Origin of the sequence: Cellulomonas sp. Y8, from assembly GCF_008033115.1 — a bacterium.
Classification (GTDB): Bacteria; Actinomycetota; Actinomycetes; order Actinomycetales; family Cellulomonadaceae; genus Cellulomonas.
Genome location: NZ_CP041203.1, coordinates 2362389 through 2377924 on the forward strand (window position 1 = coordinate 2362389; position 15536 = coordinate 2377924).

The 15536-nt window shown below is 74.8% G+C and carries 9 protein-coding genes and 1 pseudogene; 7 read left to right on the forward strand and 3 right to left on the reverse strand.

The window, feature by feature from the left end:
- Window positions 1-6 precede the first annotated feature (6 nt).
- Complete coding sequence (locus FKM96_RS10755; RefSeq protein ID WP_210417252.1) at window positions 7-3354, reverse strand: HAD-IC family P-type ATPase; 3348 nt, start codon at window positions 3352-3354, stop codon at window positions 7-9.
- 482 nt (window positions 3355-3836) lie between these two features.
- Window positions 3837-4355, reverse strand: coding sequence for a TetR family transcriptional regulator (locus FKM96_RS10760; protein WP_147795224.1), 519 nt, complete (start codon window positions 4353-4355; stop codon window positions 3837-3839).
- Between the two features lie 82 nt (window positions 4356-4437).
- Between FKM96_RS10760 and FKM96_RS10765 the strand changes: the two genes are divergently transcribed.
- The gene (locus FKM96_RS10765) at window positions 4438-5988 is read left to right on the forward strand and encodes an MFS transporter (RefSeq protein ID WP_147795225.1); all 1551 of its coding nucleotides are present in this window, start codon (window positions 4438-4440) and stop codon (window positions 5986-5988) included.
- Window positions 5989-6207: 219 nt separating this feature from the next.
- Here the strand turns inward: FKM96_RS10765 and FKM96_RS10770 are convergent, their stop codons facing one another.
- Window positions 6208-8436 carry a (Fe-S)-binding protein gene (locus FKM96_RS10770; protein WP_371300531.1) on the reverse strand — a complete coding sequence of 743 codons (2229 nt, stop codon included), beginning with the start codon at window positions 8434-8436 and terminating at the stop codon, window positions 6208-6210.
- A 308-nt stretch (window positions 8437-8744) separates the two neighbouring features.
- On the opposite strand from FKM96_RS10770, the pseudogene FKM96_RS10775 reads away from it, so the two are divergent.
- The 6 genes and pseudogenes from FKM96_RS10775 (at window position 8745) to mnhG (ending at window position 15533) form a co-directional block, all read left to right on the forward strand.
- A pseudogene (locus FKM96_RS10775) lies at window positions 8745-11848 on the forward strand (Na+/H+ antiporter subunit A).
- On the forward strand, window positions 11845-12387 hold the full coding sequence (locus tag FKM96_RS10780; protein ID WP_147795227.1) for a Na(+)/H(+) antiporter subunit C: 543 nt from the start codon (window positions 11845-11847) through the stop codon (window positions 12385-12387). The pseudogene FKM96_RS10775 and the gene FKM96_RS10780 overlap by 4 nt, the downstream one beginning before the upstream one ends.
- Window positions 12384-13934, forward strand: coding sequence for a Na+/H+ antiporter subunit D (locus FKM96_RS10785; RefSeq protein ID WP_147795228.1), 1551 nt, complete (start codon window positions 12384-12386; stop codon window positions 13932-13934). The genes FKM96_RS10780 and FKM96_RS10785 overlap by 4 nt, the downstream gene beginning before the upstream one ends.
- Window positions 13931-14512 carry a Na+/H+ antiporter subunit E gene (locus FKM96_RS10790; RefSeq protein ID WP_147795229.1) on the forward strand — a complete coding sequence of 194 codons (582 nt, stop codon included), beginning with the start codon at window positions 13931-13933 and terminating at the stop codon, window positions 14510-14512. Before FKM96_RS10785 ends, FKM96_RS10790 begins: the two co-directional genes overlap by 4 nt.
- On the forward strand, window positions 14509-15132 hold the full coding sequence (locus FKM96_RS21545; RefSeq protein ID WP_246854930.1) for a monovalent cation/H+ antiporter complex subunit F: 624 nt from the start codon (window positions 14509-14511) through the stop codon (window positions 15130-15132). Before FKM96_RS10790 ends, FKM96_RS21545 begins: the two co-directional genes overlap by 4 nt.
- On the forward strand, window positions 15129-15533 hold the full coding sequence (gene mnhG, locus FKM96_RS10800) for a monovalent cation/H(+) antiporter subunit G (RefSeq protein WP_147795230.1): 405 nt from the start codon (window positions 15129-15131) through the stop codon (window positions 15531-15533). The genes FKM96_RS21545 and mnhG overlap by 4 nt, the downstream gene beginning before the upstream one ends.
- Window positions 15534-15536: the final 3 nt, after the last annotated feature.

Sequence of the window (15536 nt, forward strand, 5' to 3'; positions counted from 1 at the left end):
AGGCGGTCAGTCCCGGTCGGCCTCCGGTGCCACCGTGCCCAGCGGCTCGGTCGCGGCAGCGGCGTCCCGGCGCGACCGGCGACGCGGCGGCGCGGGGGGCTCGGGGGCGTCGTCGCCGGCGGCGGGGACCGGGTCGAGGACGATCGTCGCGTCCGCCGCCCCGGGACCCGGTGCGTCCGCGCCGGCCCCGCCCTCGGCGGCCGGGCGCGTGCTGACCCGGGTCGGCGCCCCCTCCTCCGGCGCGGCGGGGGTGCCGACCGGGGACGCCGCGGGCGCGCCCGCCGGCTGCGCGGCCGGGTCCGCCGCCTCCGAGGCGCCGTGCTGCGCCCCGTCGGGCGGCGTCAGCTGGATCGCGGTCGTGCTCACGTTCGCGGCGACCGTCTCCCCGGCGGCGGCCCCGCGGCCGCTGGTGCGCCGCGCGGCGCCGGTCACCGCGACGATGCGTGCGACCGGGCGGCCGTCCCGGGTGAGCGTGACCTCGTCGCCGTGCTCGACGGCGTGCACCAGGGCGGGGAGCCGGGACGCGGCGTCGGCGAGCGTGACCGACCCGGCGGGGACGGGTGCGCCCGGCAGGGCGGCGGCCTCCGTCGCCTCGGCGGGCCGGGCGTCGGCCCGCGCGTCGATCGCGCGCGTCACGGCCTTCATCGCCTCGGCGAGCAGGAACACCAGGATCGCGAAGCCCAGGGTGAGCGCCCACTCCCGCAGGCCGATGGGCGCCGAGTCGAACCACGAGTTCATGAACGGCACGTAGGTGAAGAACACCTGCAGCGCGACCAGCGCGCCGGTCGCGATCCACACCACGCGGTTCCCGCGCAGCACCCGCAGGGTGAGGCTGGACTCGCCGAGGAACCGGCAGTTGAACAGGTAGGCCAGCTGCCCGAGGGCGAGCATCGTCACCGCGGTCGTCTGGGCGACCGCGTAGTCCGTGCCCCGGGCGTCCTCGATGAAGAACACCGCCAGGGTGGCGCCGCCGATGAGCAGCGACACGACGACGACGTGCCGGAGCGACCGGCCCGAGATCACCGACCCCCCGGGTGCGCGGGGCGGCCGGGACATCACGCCCGGCTCGGCCGGCTCGTAGGCCAGCGCGAGCGAGAGCGTCACGGCCGTGACGAGGTTGACCCACAGGATCTGCACCGGGGACAGCGGCAGGGTGAGGCCGAACAGCACGGCGACGAGGATGACCAGCGACTGCGCACCGTTCGTGGGCAGCAGGAAGACGACGGACTTCGCGATGTTGTCGTAGATCCGCCGCCCCTCCTCGACCGCCCGCTCGATGGTCGCGAAGTTGTCGTCGGCGAGGACGATGTCCGCGGCCTCCTTGGTGGCCTCGGTGCCCTTGATGCCCATGGCGATGCCGATGTCCGCCCGGGTGAGGGCGGGCGCGTCGTTCACGCCGTCCCCGGTCATCGCGACGACCTCGTCGTGCGACTGCAGGGCCCGCACGATCCGGATCTTGTGCTCGGGACTGGTGCGCGCGTACACGTCGACGTCCCGGACCCGCTGCCGCAGCTGCTCCTGGGTCATCGCCTCGAGCTCGGCGCCGGTCAGGGCGTGCACGTCGCCGTCCGCCGCGACGATGCCGAGCTCGCGGGCGATGGCCGTGGCCGTGCCGACGTGGTCGCCGGTGATCATCTTGACCCGGATCCCCGCGCGGTGGCAGTCGGCGATCGCCTGGACCGCCTCGGGCCGGGGCGGGTCGACGATGCCGAACAGGCCGAGGAACACCAGGCCGTCCTCGACGTCGTCCGGGCTCAGCGTGGTCGTCCCGTCCGCGACGGCCCGCTCGGCGGCGGAGAGGGTGCGCAGCCCCTGGGAGGCGAGCTCGTCGATGACGGCCTCCCAGCGGTCGCGGTCGAGCGGCTCGGTGCCGCCGTCGGCGGCGCGCTGGTGGCTGCACCGGTCGAGCAGCCGGTCCGGGGCGCCGACGACGCGGATCCGGGTGCCGGCCCCGGGGACGCGGTCGAGCGTGGCCATGTACTTCGTGGCCGACTCGAAGGGCAGCACGGCGACCCGCTCGACGCCCGTGAGATCCAGCCCGGCCTTGAGCGCCAGGGTCGCGACGGCGCCCTCCGTGGGCTGGCCGACGACCTTCCACAGGCCGCCGTCCTGGACGATCCTCGCGTCGTTGGCGGACGCCGCGGCGGCGATCAGGGCGGCGAGGTCCGGGTGCGCCCCGAGCGTGGCGTGGGCGCCGTCCCGGGTGATCCTGCCGTCGGGCGCGTAGCCGAGGCCCTCGACCTGGTAGGCCCCGGCCCCGGTGACGACGGTGCGCGTCGTCATCTCGTTCTTGGTCAGGGTGCCGGTCTTGTCCGAGCAGATCGTGGTCACCGAGCCCAGCGCCTCGACCGCGGTGAGCTTGCGGGTGATGGCGTTGCGCCGGGCCATCTGCTGCACGCCGAGCGCCAGGGTCACGGTGACCAGCGCGGGCAGGCCCTCCGGGACGGCGGCGACCGCGAAGCCGATGGCCGCCGAGATGAGCTCCGGCACGTCCCAGTCGTGGATGACCCGCCCGACGACCAGCATGAACGCGGCCATGCCGAGGATGCCCAGGGACAGCGTCTTGCCGAACTGGGCGAGCTTGCGCGACAGCGGGGTGTCGAGGTCGTCGGAGGCGTCGGCGATGAGCGACTGGATCCGGCCGATCTCGGTGCCGGCGCCGGTCGCGGTGACGACACCGGTGCCGGTGCCGACCGTGACGATCGTGCTCGAGTACAGCATCGAGGCGCGGTCGCCCAGGCCGGCGTCGGCGCCCACGGGGTCGACGTGCTTGCTCGCGGGGACGGACTCGCCGGTGAGGGCGGCCTCCTCGACCTGCAGGTTGGTCGACTCGATGAGCCGCACGTCGGCGGGCACCCGGTCGCCGGACCGTACGCGCACGACGTCGCCCGGGACGAGGGAGTCGGCGTCGACGACCTGCCACTCGCCGTCCCGGCGGACCTGGGCGTCGAGCGAGAGCATGGTCCGGATGCCCTTGAGCGCCCGCTCGGCCTGGCCCTCCTGCAGGAAGCCCAGCGCCGCGCTGATCACCGCGACGGCCAGGATCACCGCGAAGTCGATCCAGTCGCCCAGGAGCGCCTTGAGCACCGCCGAGGCCAGCAGGATGTAGATGAGCACGTCGTCGAAGTGCCCGAGCAGCCGGCGCAGCCAGCTCCTGCCCTGCGGGTCCGGGAGCCGGTTCGGCCCGTGCTCCGCGAGGCGGCGTCCCGCTTCCGCCTCGCGCAGGCCCGTGGGCGTGCTGCGGAGCTCGGCGAGCACGGAATCCGCGGGCTCGGCGTAGGGCCGGGGACCCGGGGGAGGGCTCACGTCCGCGGGGTCCGCGGGCGAGGGCGTCGTGAGGGCTGAGGTCGTCATGTCACCACCTGACCGTTCGGCGTCCGAGACATGGTGGCACGCGAGGTCGCCGCCGATCGAGCGCAGACGGGGTGTCTCGGTGCGAGGCGGCGCTGATCACGCGCGTGATGCCATGAGCGTCAGACGGTCCCGGCGGGACGTCGGTCCTACCGGGCCGGGGGTGAGGTGGCCGCGCGAGGTTTTACGCGGAGTTCACCCGGAGGGGGTGCGCCGTGCGGCCCGAGACCGCAGGATGGCACTCCGGAACGGATCGAGGGGGTAGTCATGGAGATGACGACGAACGACCAGCAGGCGTCCGAGGCCGAGTTCGACGACGTGCGCTGGACGAGCGTGAGCAACCCCCGGCGCGTGCGGATCTGACGCGCCGGACCCGTCCCGCCCCGTGTCCTCCGCACGGGGCGGCACACCGCTTCCGACGGCCCCGCGGCTCCCGCCGCGGGGCCGTCGTCGTGCTCGGGGCGTGAGCCGGGGCGCCGGCCGGGTCAGGCGCCGGCGCGCAGCCGGCCGAGCACGGCCCGCGCGTCGGCGAGCGCGGTGTCGTCCCGCACGCCGGTGACCGCGTTGTAGTACATGCCGTCGCCGACCAGCTGGACCACGTGGGCGAGCGCCGGGTCGCCGAGCTCGTCCGCCAGCGCCTCGAACCAGTGCCGCCGCAGGTCGTCGAGCACCGCGGTGGCGTCGTCGCCCGCCTCCTCGGCGAGCCGGGCGAACGCGATCAGCGCGCGGTCGAGCGGACCGCCGGACTGCTGCGACTCGCGCAGGTAGTACTCCGCCGCGCCCTCCGGTGCGGTGCGCATCGCGGCGACGTCCGCCTGCCCGAGCTCCGCCAGCCGCTCGCGCTGGCCCTGGACCAGCGCGGCCTTGCTGGGGAAGTGGTAGAGCAGCCCGCCCTTCGACACCTCGGCCGCGGCGGCGACGGCGTCCAGGGTCGCGGCGCGGGGCCCGTGCGCGATCAGCAGGCCCTCGAACGCGTCGAGGAGGCGGTCGCGGGTCGCGGACATGGGAATGACCGTACCGGCCGTGACGCTTTACCGTCCAGACGGTACAGTTGCGCCGGTTTCCCCGAACGAACGAGGTCGCGTCATGTCCGCCCCGGTCACCACCGGTCCCACCGCCGCCGTCCCGGCGGCGCTCCTGCACCGCGGCCGCCCGGTCCGCCCCTGGGCCGTGCTGGTCGTGCTCATGCTCCCCGTGCTGCTCATCTCCGTGGACAACACGGTGCTGAGCTTCGCGCTGCCCTCGATCACGGCCGCGCTCGGCGCCTCGGGGTCGGAGCTGCTGTGGATCGTCGACGCGTACCCCCTCGTGCTCGCGGGCCTGCTGGTCCCGATGGGCAGCCTCGGGGACCGCGTCGGGCGCAAGCGGCTGCTGATGATCGGCGCGACCGGGTTCGCGGTCGTGTCGCTGCTGGCGGCGTGGTCGACGAGCCCGGTGATGCTGGTCGCGGCGCGCGCGGCCCTCGGCCTGTTCGGCGCGACGCTGATGCCGTCGACGCTGTCGCTCATCCGGAACGTGTTCCTGGACCGCGCGCAGCGCCGGCTCGCCATCGCCATCTGGGCGTCCGGGTTCGCCGGCGGCGCCGCGCTCGGCCCGATCGTCGGCGGCGCGCTGCTCACCCACTTCTGGTGGGGCTCGGTGTTCCTGCTGAACGTGCCGGTGCTGCTCGTGCTGCTGCCGCTCGCCGCGGCGCTCGTGCCCGAGTCGAAGGACCCCGCGCCGGGGCCGCTCGACCCGTGGAGCAGCGTGCTCGCCCTCGCCACGATGCTGCCGCTGGTCTACGCGATCATCGCGTCCGGCGAGCACGGCCTGACGCCGACGACGACCGGCGCGGTCCTCGTGGGCCTCGTGGCCGGGTGGGCGTTCGTCCGCCGCCAGCGCCGGCTGCCGTCGCCGATGCTCGACGTCCGGCTGTTCACCAACCCGGTGTTCTCCGGGGCGGTGTCGGCCAACCTGCTCTCGGTGCTCGGGTTCTCCGGCCTGCTGGTCATCGTGTCGCAGTTCCTGCAGCTCGCGGCCGGGCTCAGCCCGATGGACGCGGGCCTCGTGCTGCTGCCGGGGCTGGTCGCGTCCGTCGCCGCGGGCCTGCTCGCCGTGCGCCTGGTGCGATACGTGCGGCCGGGCGTGCTCATCGGGTCGAGCTTCCTGCTGGCCGCGGTCGGCTACGGCGTGCTCACCCTGGTCGGCGACGTGCCGACGCCGGTGACGGTGGCCGTGACGTTCGTGGTGATGGGCCTCGGCGTCGGCCTCGCGGAGACGCTGACCAACGACCAGATCACCACGGCCGTCCCGCCGGAGAAGGCCGGCGCCGCGTCCGCCATCTCCGAGACGGCGTACGAGCTCGGCACCACCCTGGGCGTCGCGATCCTCGGCTCGGTGCTCAACGCGACCTACCGGGCGCGCGTGGTGCTCCCCGGGACGCTGACGACCGACCAGGCGCACGCCGCGGCCGAGACCCTCGGCGGCGCGACCCGGGTGGCGGGCGAGGTCGGCGCGGGCAGGGGCGAGGCGCTGCTGGAGTCGGCGCGCCTGGCGTTCGACGCGGGCACGCAGCACGCCGCGGCGGTCGGCGCGGTCGTGGCCGTGGGCGCGGCGGTCGTCTCGTTCGTCACCCTCCGCCGCGCGACGGCGCTCTGACGCGGCGCGGCGCGCGGCGCCGCCCGTCCGCCCGCACCCGCGCACCCTCGCACCCGCGCCGAGTCTCCGAACTGGGCCTCTGCCGCCGCGCTCGTAGACAGACACGCTCCGGAGACTCGCCGAGATGGCAACTCTCGGCTGTGCGCAAGGGGCTCGACGCAGCCGAGAGTTGCCATCTCGGCGGGGTCGCGCGCGGGTGGGTCGGGCGGGCGCGGGGCGTCAGCGGGCGGCGCGGACGCGGTCCAGGAGGAGCAGGGCGATGTCGGTGACCTCCGGGACGCCGACCGCCGCGCGGTCGACGTCGCCCGTCCCCGACGCAGCCGCCACCCCGTCCGTCAGCATCACCGTGCAGTAGGGGCACGCCGTCGCCACGACGTCGGCGCCGGTCGCGATCGCCTCCTCGGCCCGGGCGGTCCCGATCCGGGTGCCGATCGACTCCTCCAGCCACATCCGCGCCCCGCCGGCGCCGCAGCAGAACGACCGCTCCCGCGTGCGGGGCATCTCGACGGCCTCGACCCCGGGCAGGGCGCCGAGCAGCTCACGCGGCGGCTCGTAGACCTCGTTGTGCCGACCGAGGTAGCAGGGGTCGTGGTAGGTCACGCGCCGCTGCTCCGCGTCCGGCGCCGCCACCGGCGTCAGCCGGCCCTCGCCGACCAGCCGGTCCAGCAGCTCGGTGTGGTGCACGACGTCGTACCGCCCGCCGAGCTGCGGGTACTCCCGGGACAGCGTGTTGAAGCAGTGCGCGCAGGTGACGACCACGGCGCGCGCCTCGGCGGCGGCCAGCGTCTCCACGTTCGCGGCGGCGAGCATCTGGTAGAGCACCTCGTTGCCGGCGCGCCGGGCCGGGTCGCCGGTGCAGCCCTCGCCGTCGCCGAGCACCGCGAACGTCACGCCCGCGGTGTGCAGCAGCTCGGCCACGGCCCGCGTCGTGCGCTTCGCCTTCTCCTCGTACGCCCCGGCGCAGCCGACCCAGAACAGGTAGTCGACCTCGGCGGCCGTGGCGACGTCGGCCCCGACCACCGGCACGTCGAACGGCAGCCCCTTGGCCCAGTCCAGCCGCTGCCGCGCGGGCAGCCCCCAGGGGTTGCCGCGCCGCTCGAGCTTGGTGAACGTCCCGCCGAGCTCCGCGGGGAACGCCGACTCCATGAGGGTCTGGTACCGCCGGATGTCGACGATCGTGTCGACGTGCTCGATGTCGACGGGGCACTGCTGCACGCATGCGCCGCAGGTGGTGCACGCCCAGAGCGCGTCCGCGTCGATCACGCCCGAGGCGACCAGGTCGACGTCGACGTGCCCCGGCTCGACCTCGGCCCCGGCGCGCGCGGCCCGCAGGTACGGCGCGGTCGCGGCCGCGTGGTCCCGCAGCGCCAGCGTCAGGAGCTTGGGGGACAGCGGCTTGCCCGTGGCCCACGCCGGGCACTGGTCCTGGCACCGCCCGCACTCGGTGCAGGTCGTGACGTCGAGCAGCTGCTTCCAGGTCAGGTCCTCGACCGCGCGGGCGCCGAGCCGGGCGTCGTCCGGCAGGTCCTCCAGCGCCGCCACGTCCAGCGCGACGTCGCCGACCCGCACCGGCTCCAGCGGTCCCAGCGCCGGCGCGCCCGTCACCGAGCGGCGCGCGTACACGTTGAGCACCGCCAGGAACCGGTGCCAGGCGACGCCCATCGTGGGCTGCAGGCCGACGACGACGAACCACGCCATCGACACCAGGATCTTCACGGTCGCGCACACCACCACGGCCGCCTCGACCGCGCCGGTCGACGCCCCCGACCACAGCCCGCCGATCCAGGCGGTCGTGGGGAAGTGCCAGGCGCTCGCGAGCGCGGAGCCGTCGCGCACCGCGAGCTCGTGCTCCAGGCCGCGCAGCAGCAGCACCGCGAGCACGACGAGCAGCACGGTCGCCTCGACGACGACGGCCTGCGCCGTGCTCGACCCGAAGAACCGGGACCGCCGCTGCGGGAGCGCGCCCGGCTCGGTGACCGGCCCGGACCCGTCGCCGGTCCCCGCGCCCACGGCGGCCACGGCCCGCGCGGGCGTCGCCGGCAGCCCCCGGGGCGTCCGGCGCACCCGCACCGCGATCAGCGCGAGGATCCCGGCGAGGGACAGCCAGGCGATCCCCTCGGTCAGCCACTCCCACGGCGCCAGGTGCCCCAGCAGGGGCAGCGCCCACCGCGGATCGACCACCTGCGCGTACCCGGCGACCAGCGTGAAGAACAGGACGGGGAACGACACCATGACGACCCAGTGCGCGGCGCGGACCACCGGCGTGTGCTGGAACCGGCCGTGCCCGACCATCTCCCGCACGACGAGCCACGCCCGCGGGCCCGCCGGCCGGAGCCGGCCGGGCGCCGGGCGGCCGATCCGGATCGTGCGGGTGAGCCGCCGTGCGCCGAGAGCGAACGTCGCGACCCCGACGACGGTGGCGACGAGCACCACGACGAGGCAGGTCATCCGCAGCAGGTCCACGCGATCACGCTAATCGCCCCGGCCGCCGGGGCCCGCGACCGGAGGTCCCGGGTGAGGTCCCAGCCCCTGTGCGCCCCGTCGTGCTGGGCCATCACTTGATAGAGTCCAGGTAATCCCTCGACCACGGTCGGCCTCCGCACGCTTGCGTGCGCCGTGTCGCCGTGCGTCCCTGTACCTGCCCGCTGACAACACCACAGTCGTCGAACCGCCGCGGGCGAGCCTCAGGGCCACCGTGGGCCCGGGTCGGCGCGACCGACCGACCGACCACCCGCCCACGACAGGACGGAGCGGACGTGCTGCAGCTCCTCGCGGTGCACCTCGTCGCTGCCCTGGTCGCGCCCGCGCTCGTCGCGTGGATCGGCCGCAGGGCGTTCTGGGTGCTCGCGCTCGCCCCCGCCGCGGTGGCGGTGTGGGCGCTCTCCCTCACCGGCCGCGTGCTCGACGGCGACGGGCCCACGCAGGTCGTGCAGTGGATCCCCGGCCTCGGCATGGAGCTCTCGTTCCGGCTGGACACGCTGTCCTGGCTGATGACGCTCCTGGTCGGCGGGGTCGGCGCGATCGTCCTGGTCTACTGCTCCGCCTACTTCAAGGCGGGCGCGAGCGGGCTCGGGCGGTTCAGCGGGGTGCTGGTCGCGTTCGCCGGCGCGATGCTCGGCCTCGTCACCGCCGACGACACGCTGCTGCTGTTCGTCTTCTGGGAGCTGACCACGGTCTTCTCCTACCTGCTGATCGGGCACTACCACGAGCGCAAGGCCAGCCGCCGGGCGGCGATGCAGGCCATCGTCGTGACCACCGCGGGCGGCCTGACGATGCTCGTCGGCGTGATCCTGCTGGGCGAGGCCGCGGGCACGTACCGGATCTCCGAGACGCTCGCGAACCCGCCGCACGGCGCGATGGTGACCGCCGCGGTCGTCTGCCTGCTGGTCGGCGCGATCAGCAAGGCCGCGCTCGTCCCGACGCACTTCTGGCTGCCGGCCGCCATGGCCGCGCCGACGCCGGTGTCCGCGTACCTGCACGCCGCCGCGATGGTGAAGGCCGGCGTGTACCTGGTCGCGCGGTTCGCCCCGGCGTACTCTCCGAGCTGCCGGCCTGGCGCTGGATGGTCGTGGTCCTCGGCGGCGGCACGCTGCTGCTCGGCGGCTACCGCGCCCTGCGCCAGCACGACCTCAAGCTGATCCTCGCGTTCGGCACGGTCAGCCAGCTCGGCCTCATCGTGCTGCTGGTCGGCTACGGCACGAAGGCGACCGCGCTCGCGGGCCTCGCCCTGGTCGGCGCCCACGCGATGTTCAAGGCCGCCCTGTTCCTCGTGGTCGGCGTCGTCGACGCCGCGACGGGCACCCGCGACCTGCGCCGGCTGTCCGGCGTCGGGCGCGCGCTGCCGATCACCGCGGTCGCCGGCGGCCTCGCCACGCTGTCGATGATCGGCGCGCCGCCGTTCGCCGGGTACGTCGCCAAGGAGGCCGCGCTCGAGGCGCTGGGCCACGGCGGCCACCCGCTCGACCTCGTGGTGCTCGTGCTGGTCGCGGTGGGCTCCGCCCTGACGGTCGCCTACGGCCTGCGGCTCTGGTGGGGCGCGTTCGCCACCAAGCCCGTGCTGTCGCCCGCGGCGGTCAAGGCGCTGACGATCGCCCGCGAGGCGAAGGCCGCGAAGGACGAGCCCGGCGCGCGCGACGAGCGCAGCGTCCCCGAGCTCGACGCCCCCGCGGAGGACGACCGCGCGGAGCCCGCCGCGGTCGGCCGGCCGTCGCTGCTGCTGGTCTGGCCCGCCCTGCTGCTCGCGGTGCTCGGGCTCGCCGTCGCGCTGGTGCCGTCGTTCGGCGAGGAGCTGCTCGCCCCGCAGGCCGACCTCTACCCCGAGGGCGAGCCCGGCCACCTGCTGCTCTGGGGCGGGTTCACGCCGACGCTGGCGATCACGGTCGCGGTGCTCGCGGTCGGCGTGCTGCTGTTCCTCTTCCGCGGGCCCGTCGAGGCCGCGCAGGCCGCGGTGCCGCACGTCCCCGAGGCCGACCGGATGTACCGCCGGTTCATGCGCCGGCTGGACGACGTGGCCGCCGACGTCACCGCGATCACCCAGCGCGGTTCGCTGCCGTTCTACCTGGGCGGCATCCTCGTGGTGTTCGTCGTGACGGTGGGCGTCCCGCTGATCCGGTTCACCTCGCTGCCGACGGAGACCCGCGCCTGGGACCGCCCGGCGCAGCTCGTCATCGGCGCGTTCGTCGCGGTGGCCGCCGTGCTGGTCGCCCGCGCGCGCCGCCGGCTGAAGGCCGTGATCCTGCTCGGCGTCTCCGGCTACGGCATCGCCGCGCTGTTCCTGCTCCAGGGCGCCCCGGACCTCGCGCTGACCCAGGTGCTGGTCGAGACCGTCACCCTCGTGGTGTTCGTGCTCGTCATGCGCCGGCTGCCCCCGTACTTCTCCGACCGGCCGCTGGTGGCGTCCCGCTGGGTCCGGCTCGTCGTGGCGCTGTCCGTGGGCCTGACGGTCGGCGCGCTCGCGCTGATCGTGCCGAGCGCGCGCATCCACATCCCGGTGTCGGTCGACTTCGCCGAGGAGGCCTACTCCTTCGGCGGCGGCAAGAACATCGTCAACGTGACGCTGGTCGACATCCGCGCCTGGGACACGATGGGCGAGATCTCGGTGCTGCTGGTCGCGGCCACCGGCGTCGCGTCGCTCGTGTTCCTCCGCAAGCGGTCCGGCGCGATCTTCCGCGCCGGCGACGCCCCCGAGCACCGCGCGGTGTGGGGCAGCGAGGACGACCCGCAGGCCGCGCTGCGCAGGCCCGTCGAGGCGCGCGCCGGCTACCAGCCGCGCGAGTGGCTGCGCGCGGGCCGGACCCTGGCCCCGCGCCGCCGGTCCGTGGTGTTCGAGGTCGTGGTCAGGCTGCTGTTCCACACGATGATCGTGTACTCGCTGTTCCTGCTGTTCTCCGGGCACAACGCCCCGGGCGGCGGGTTCGCGGCCGGCCTCGTCACGGGCATCGCGCTGATCGTGCGCTACCTGGCGGGCGGCCGGTACGAGCTCGGCGAGGCGGCCCCGGTGCAGCCGGGTCTGCTGCTGGGCAGCGGCCTGTTCCTGTCGGCCGGCGTCGGCCTGGGCGCGCTGATCTTCGGCGGCACCGTCCTGCAGTCCTGGATCATCGACGTCTCGCTGCCGCTGATCGGCGACCTCCACCTGGTGACCTCGCTGTTCTTCGACGTCGGCGTCTACCTCGTGGTCGTTGGCCTCGTGCTCGACATCCTGCGCAGCCTCGGCGCCGAGATCGACCGCCAGGCCGAGCAGGACGGTGACCCCGAGGCGGTCGGCGGCGACGCCGAGCCCGCCGAGGAGGTCCGGGTGGACGCGGTGGCCGCCGGCCGCGTCGCCCCGCAGCACCACGACGACCGGGAGGGCCCGCGATGATCGACATGAGCCCGAACCTGGTCCTGGTCGGCCTGATCGTCGTCCTGGTGACCGCCGGCGTGTACCTGCTCCTGGAGCGCAGCCTGTCCCGGGTGCTGATCGGGGTCGTCCTGATCGGCAACGGCGCGAACCTGCTGTTCCTCGTCGCGGGCGGCGCCGCCGGCCGGCCGCCGATCGTCGGGCTGGAGCTCGAGCGCGACATGGCCGACCCGCTGCCGCAGGCGATGGTGCTCACCGCCATCGTCATCACGCTCGGCATGACGGCGTTCCTGCTCGCGATGGCCTACCGGTCCTGGCAGCTGCACCGGCACGACGAGGTGCAGGACGACGTCGAGGACCGCCGCATCGCCCGGCTCGCCGCCCGTGACGAGCGCGCCTTCGAGGACGACGACACCGAGGAGTCGACGACCACCCTCGACGAGGAGGCCGCCGAGACCCGCGACGAGACGGACGAGGGCGAACCCTCGCCGGCCGGCGTCGGGGGCGCCGCCGGGGAGCACGACCGACCGACCGACGACCGCGGGGAGGGCAGCCGATGACCGAGTACACCTGGCTCGTGCCGCTGCCCGTGGTCGTGCCGCTGTTCGGCGCCGGCCTCGCGCTGGCCCTGTACCGGCGGCCGCGGCTGCAGCGGATCATCAGCGTCATCGCGCTGAGCATCGTGCTGGTCGTCGCCGCGACGCTCCTGGTCCTCGCCGACGACGGCCCGCTGGTGGTCGACATCGGCGGCTGGGCCGCACCGGTGGGCATCGACCTCGTCGCGGACCGGCTGTCGGCCCTCATGCTCACGGTGTCGGCGGCGGTGACGCTCTGCGTCCAGCTGTACTCGCTGGCCCAGGGCGAGGCCGACGGCGACGAGGCCGCCCCCGTGTCGATCTACCACCCGACGTACCTGATCCTCGCCGCGGGCGTCGCCAACGCGTTCCTCAGCGGCGACCTGTTCAACATCTACGTCGGCTTCGAGATCCTGCTGGCCGCCTCGTACGTGCTGCTGACGCTCGGCGGCACCGGCGAGCGCATCCGCGCCGGCAGCATCTACGTGGTCGTGGCGCTGCTGTCGTCGCTGCTGTTCCTCATCGCGATCGCCCTCACCTACGCGGCCGCGGGCACGGTCAACCTGGCGCAGCTCGCCGAGCGGCTGCCGGAGATCGACCCCGGGGTGCGGCTGCTGCTCCAGGTGCTGCTGCTGCTCGCGTTCGGCATCAAGGCCGCGATCTTCCCGCTGTCCGCCTGGCTGCCCGACTCCTACCCGACGGCGCCCGCGCCGGTGACCGCGGTGTTCGCCGGCCTGCTCACCAAGGTCGGCGTCTACGCGATCATCCGCACCCAGACCCTCCTGTTCCCCGAGGGCCGGATGGACGACGTCCTCATGTGGGCGGCGCTCGCGACCATGGTGGTCGGCATCCTCGGCGCGGTGGCGCAGGACGACCTCAAGCGACTGCTGTCGTTCACCCTGGTCAGCCACATCGGCTACATGCTCTTCGGCATCGCGCTCGCCTCGGAGGCCGGCTGGTCCGCGTCGATCTACTACGTCGCGCACCACATCATCGTGCAGACCGGGCTGTTCCTGGTCGCGGGGCTGATCGAACGGCGGGGCGGGTCCACGTCGCTCGACTCGCTGGGCGGCCTGGCCAAGCTCGCGCCGGTGCTGGCCATCCTGTTCTTCATCCCGGCGATGAACCTCGGCGGCATCCCGCCGCTGTCCGGGTTCCTCGGCAAGGTCGGGCTGCTGCAGGCCGGCGTCGCCGACGGCTCGTGGCTCGCGCTGACCCTGGTGGTCGGCGGTGTCGCCACCTCGCTGCTCACGCTCTACGCCCTGATCAAGGCGTGGAACAAGGCGTTCTGGCAGACCCCGCCCGAGCCGCTGCCCGACGCGACGCTGCCGAAGGGCATGGTCGGCTCCGCCGCCGCGCTCGTCGTGCTCGGCCTGGCGCTGACCGTCGGGGCCGGCCCGCTGTACGGCTACGCCGAGCGCGCCGCCGGGGCGCTGGCCGACCGGTCCGTGTACATCCAGTCGGTGCTGCCCGAGGGCGGCCGCGGCTCCGGGGAGTCCGTCGACGTGGCGCACGGGGGTGACGACGCGTGAGCCTGCACCCGCGCCGCAAGAAGCTCGCGGCCCAGTGGCCGACGATGGTCTGGCTGGTCGTCGTCTGGGTCCTGCTCTGGGGCGACCTGTCCGTGGGCAACGTCCTGGCCGGTGCCGTGATCGCCGTCGCGGTGACGGGGCTGCTGCGGATGACGCCGATCGACTTCCACGGCACCGTGCGGCCCTGGCCGCTGCTCGTGCTGATCGGGCGGTTCGCCTGGGACCTGCTGCACGCGTCGGTCGAGGTGTCCTGGGTCGCGCTGCGGCCCCGGCACACCCCGCGCGGCGCCGTGATCGGCGTCCAGCTGCGGAACCACTCCGACCTGTACCTGACCATGACCGCCGAGCTGTGCTCGCTCGTGCCCGGCTCGCTCGTCGTCGAGGCGCACCGGCTGACGGGCATGCTCTACCTGCACGTCCTCGACGTCGAGCAGTCGGGCGGCGTCGAGCGCGCCCGGCAGAACGTGCTCGACCAGGAGGAGCGGGTGCTGCGCGCGTTCGCCTCCGACGACGAGCTCCGCGAGGCGGGCCTGCTGCCCGGCGGCCGGTCGTCCCGACGCCAGGAGGTGCGCGCGTGACCGCGGTCCTGCTGATCTGCGCCGTGCTGCTGACCGCCGCCGGCGTGCTCGCCCTCATCCGCGCCGAGCGCGGTCCGTCGATGCTCGACCGGACGGTCGCCCTGGACATCATCGTGACCGTCGTGGTCGCGGCCGTGGCGCTCTACGCCGCGGCCGAGCGCCGCACCGACGTGGTGCCGATCCTCGTGGTGCTGTCCCTGGTCGGCTTCGTCGGCTCGACCACCATCGCGCGGTTCGCGTCCGTCGAGCCCGCGGGCGAGGGCCGGGTGCGCACCCGGGAGGAGATCGCCGCCGAGGAGGCCGAGCGGATCCGCGCCGAGGAGGAGGCCGAGGAGGCCCGCCGCGCGCGCCGGGCCCGCGAGGCCGAGGGGGCCGCGACCGACGCGCCGCGCCCCGCGTCGGACCCCGAGGAGGTCCGCGCCGAGCACGCCGCGCACGGCGACGAGGCCCACCGTGCCGAGGTGGTGGCCGACGAGGACCGGCGCGACCACGGCGACGAGCCGCACGTGGACGAGCACGGACCCGGTGAGCACCGGGGGGACGACCTCGAGGCCGACGACGCGGCCGCCGACCAGGACGCCGCCGCCCGCGGCGCGCGCGACGAGGGGAGCGACCGATGAGCTGGGACTGGGACGTGGTCGCCGACGTCGTGGCCTCGATCTGCCTGATCGGCGGGGCGCTGCTCGCCCTCGCCGCCGGCGTGGGCGTCCTGCGGTTCCCCGACCTGCTGTCGAGGATGCACGCGGGGACGAAGCCGCAGGTGCTCGGACTGATCCTGGTGCTGATCGGGCTGTCGCTCCGGCTGCGCTCCGGCGGGGCGGTGTGGGCGCTGGTGCTGGTGGCCCTGTTCCAGATGCTGACCGCGCCGGTGGCGGCGCACCTGGTCGGCCGCGCGGGCTACCGCACGGGCAAGGTGCGCCGGGACCTGCTGGTCGTCGACGAGCTCACCGAGGCGCAGGACCAGGCCACGCTGCGCGGCACGCCTCCCGAGGACGCGCCGGGCTCGGGCGACCGGGGCTGACGG

Excerpts from the sequence above, each read along its gene's own strand:
- FKM96_RS10765 (WP_147795225.1), top strand. The coding sequence starts at position 4,438 with ATGTCCGCCCCGGTCACCACCGGTCCCACCGCCGCCGTCCCGGCGGCG.
- FKM96_RS10780 (WP_147795227.1), top strand. The coding sequence starts at position 11,845 with ATGATCGACATGAGCCCGAACCTGGTCCTGGTCGGCCTGATCGTCGTC.
- FKM96_RS10770 (WP_371300531.1), bottom strand. The coding sequence starts at position 8,436 with ATGACCTGCCTCGTCGTGGTGCTCGTCGCCACCGTCGTCGGGGTCGCG.
- FKM96_RS10755 (WP_210417252.1), bottom strand. The coding sequence starts at position 3,354 with ATGACGACCTCAGCCCTCACGACGCCCTCGCCCGCGGACCCCGCGGAC.
- FKM96_RS10760 (WP_147795224.1), bottom strand. The coding sequence starts at position 4,355 with ATGTCCGCGACCCGCGACCGCCTCCTCGACGCGTTCGAGGGCCTGCTG.
- FKM96_RS10785 (WP_147795228.1), top strand. The coding sequence starts at position 12,384 with ATGACCGAGTACACCTGGCTCGTGCCGCTGCCCGTGGTCGTGCCGCTG.
- mnhG (WP_147795230.1), top strand. The coding sequence starts at position 15,129 with ATGAGCTGGGACTGGGACGTGGTCGCCGACGTCGTGGCCTCGATCTGC.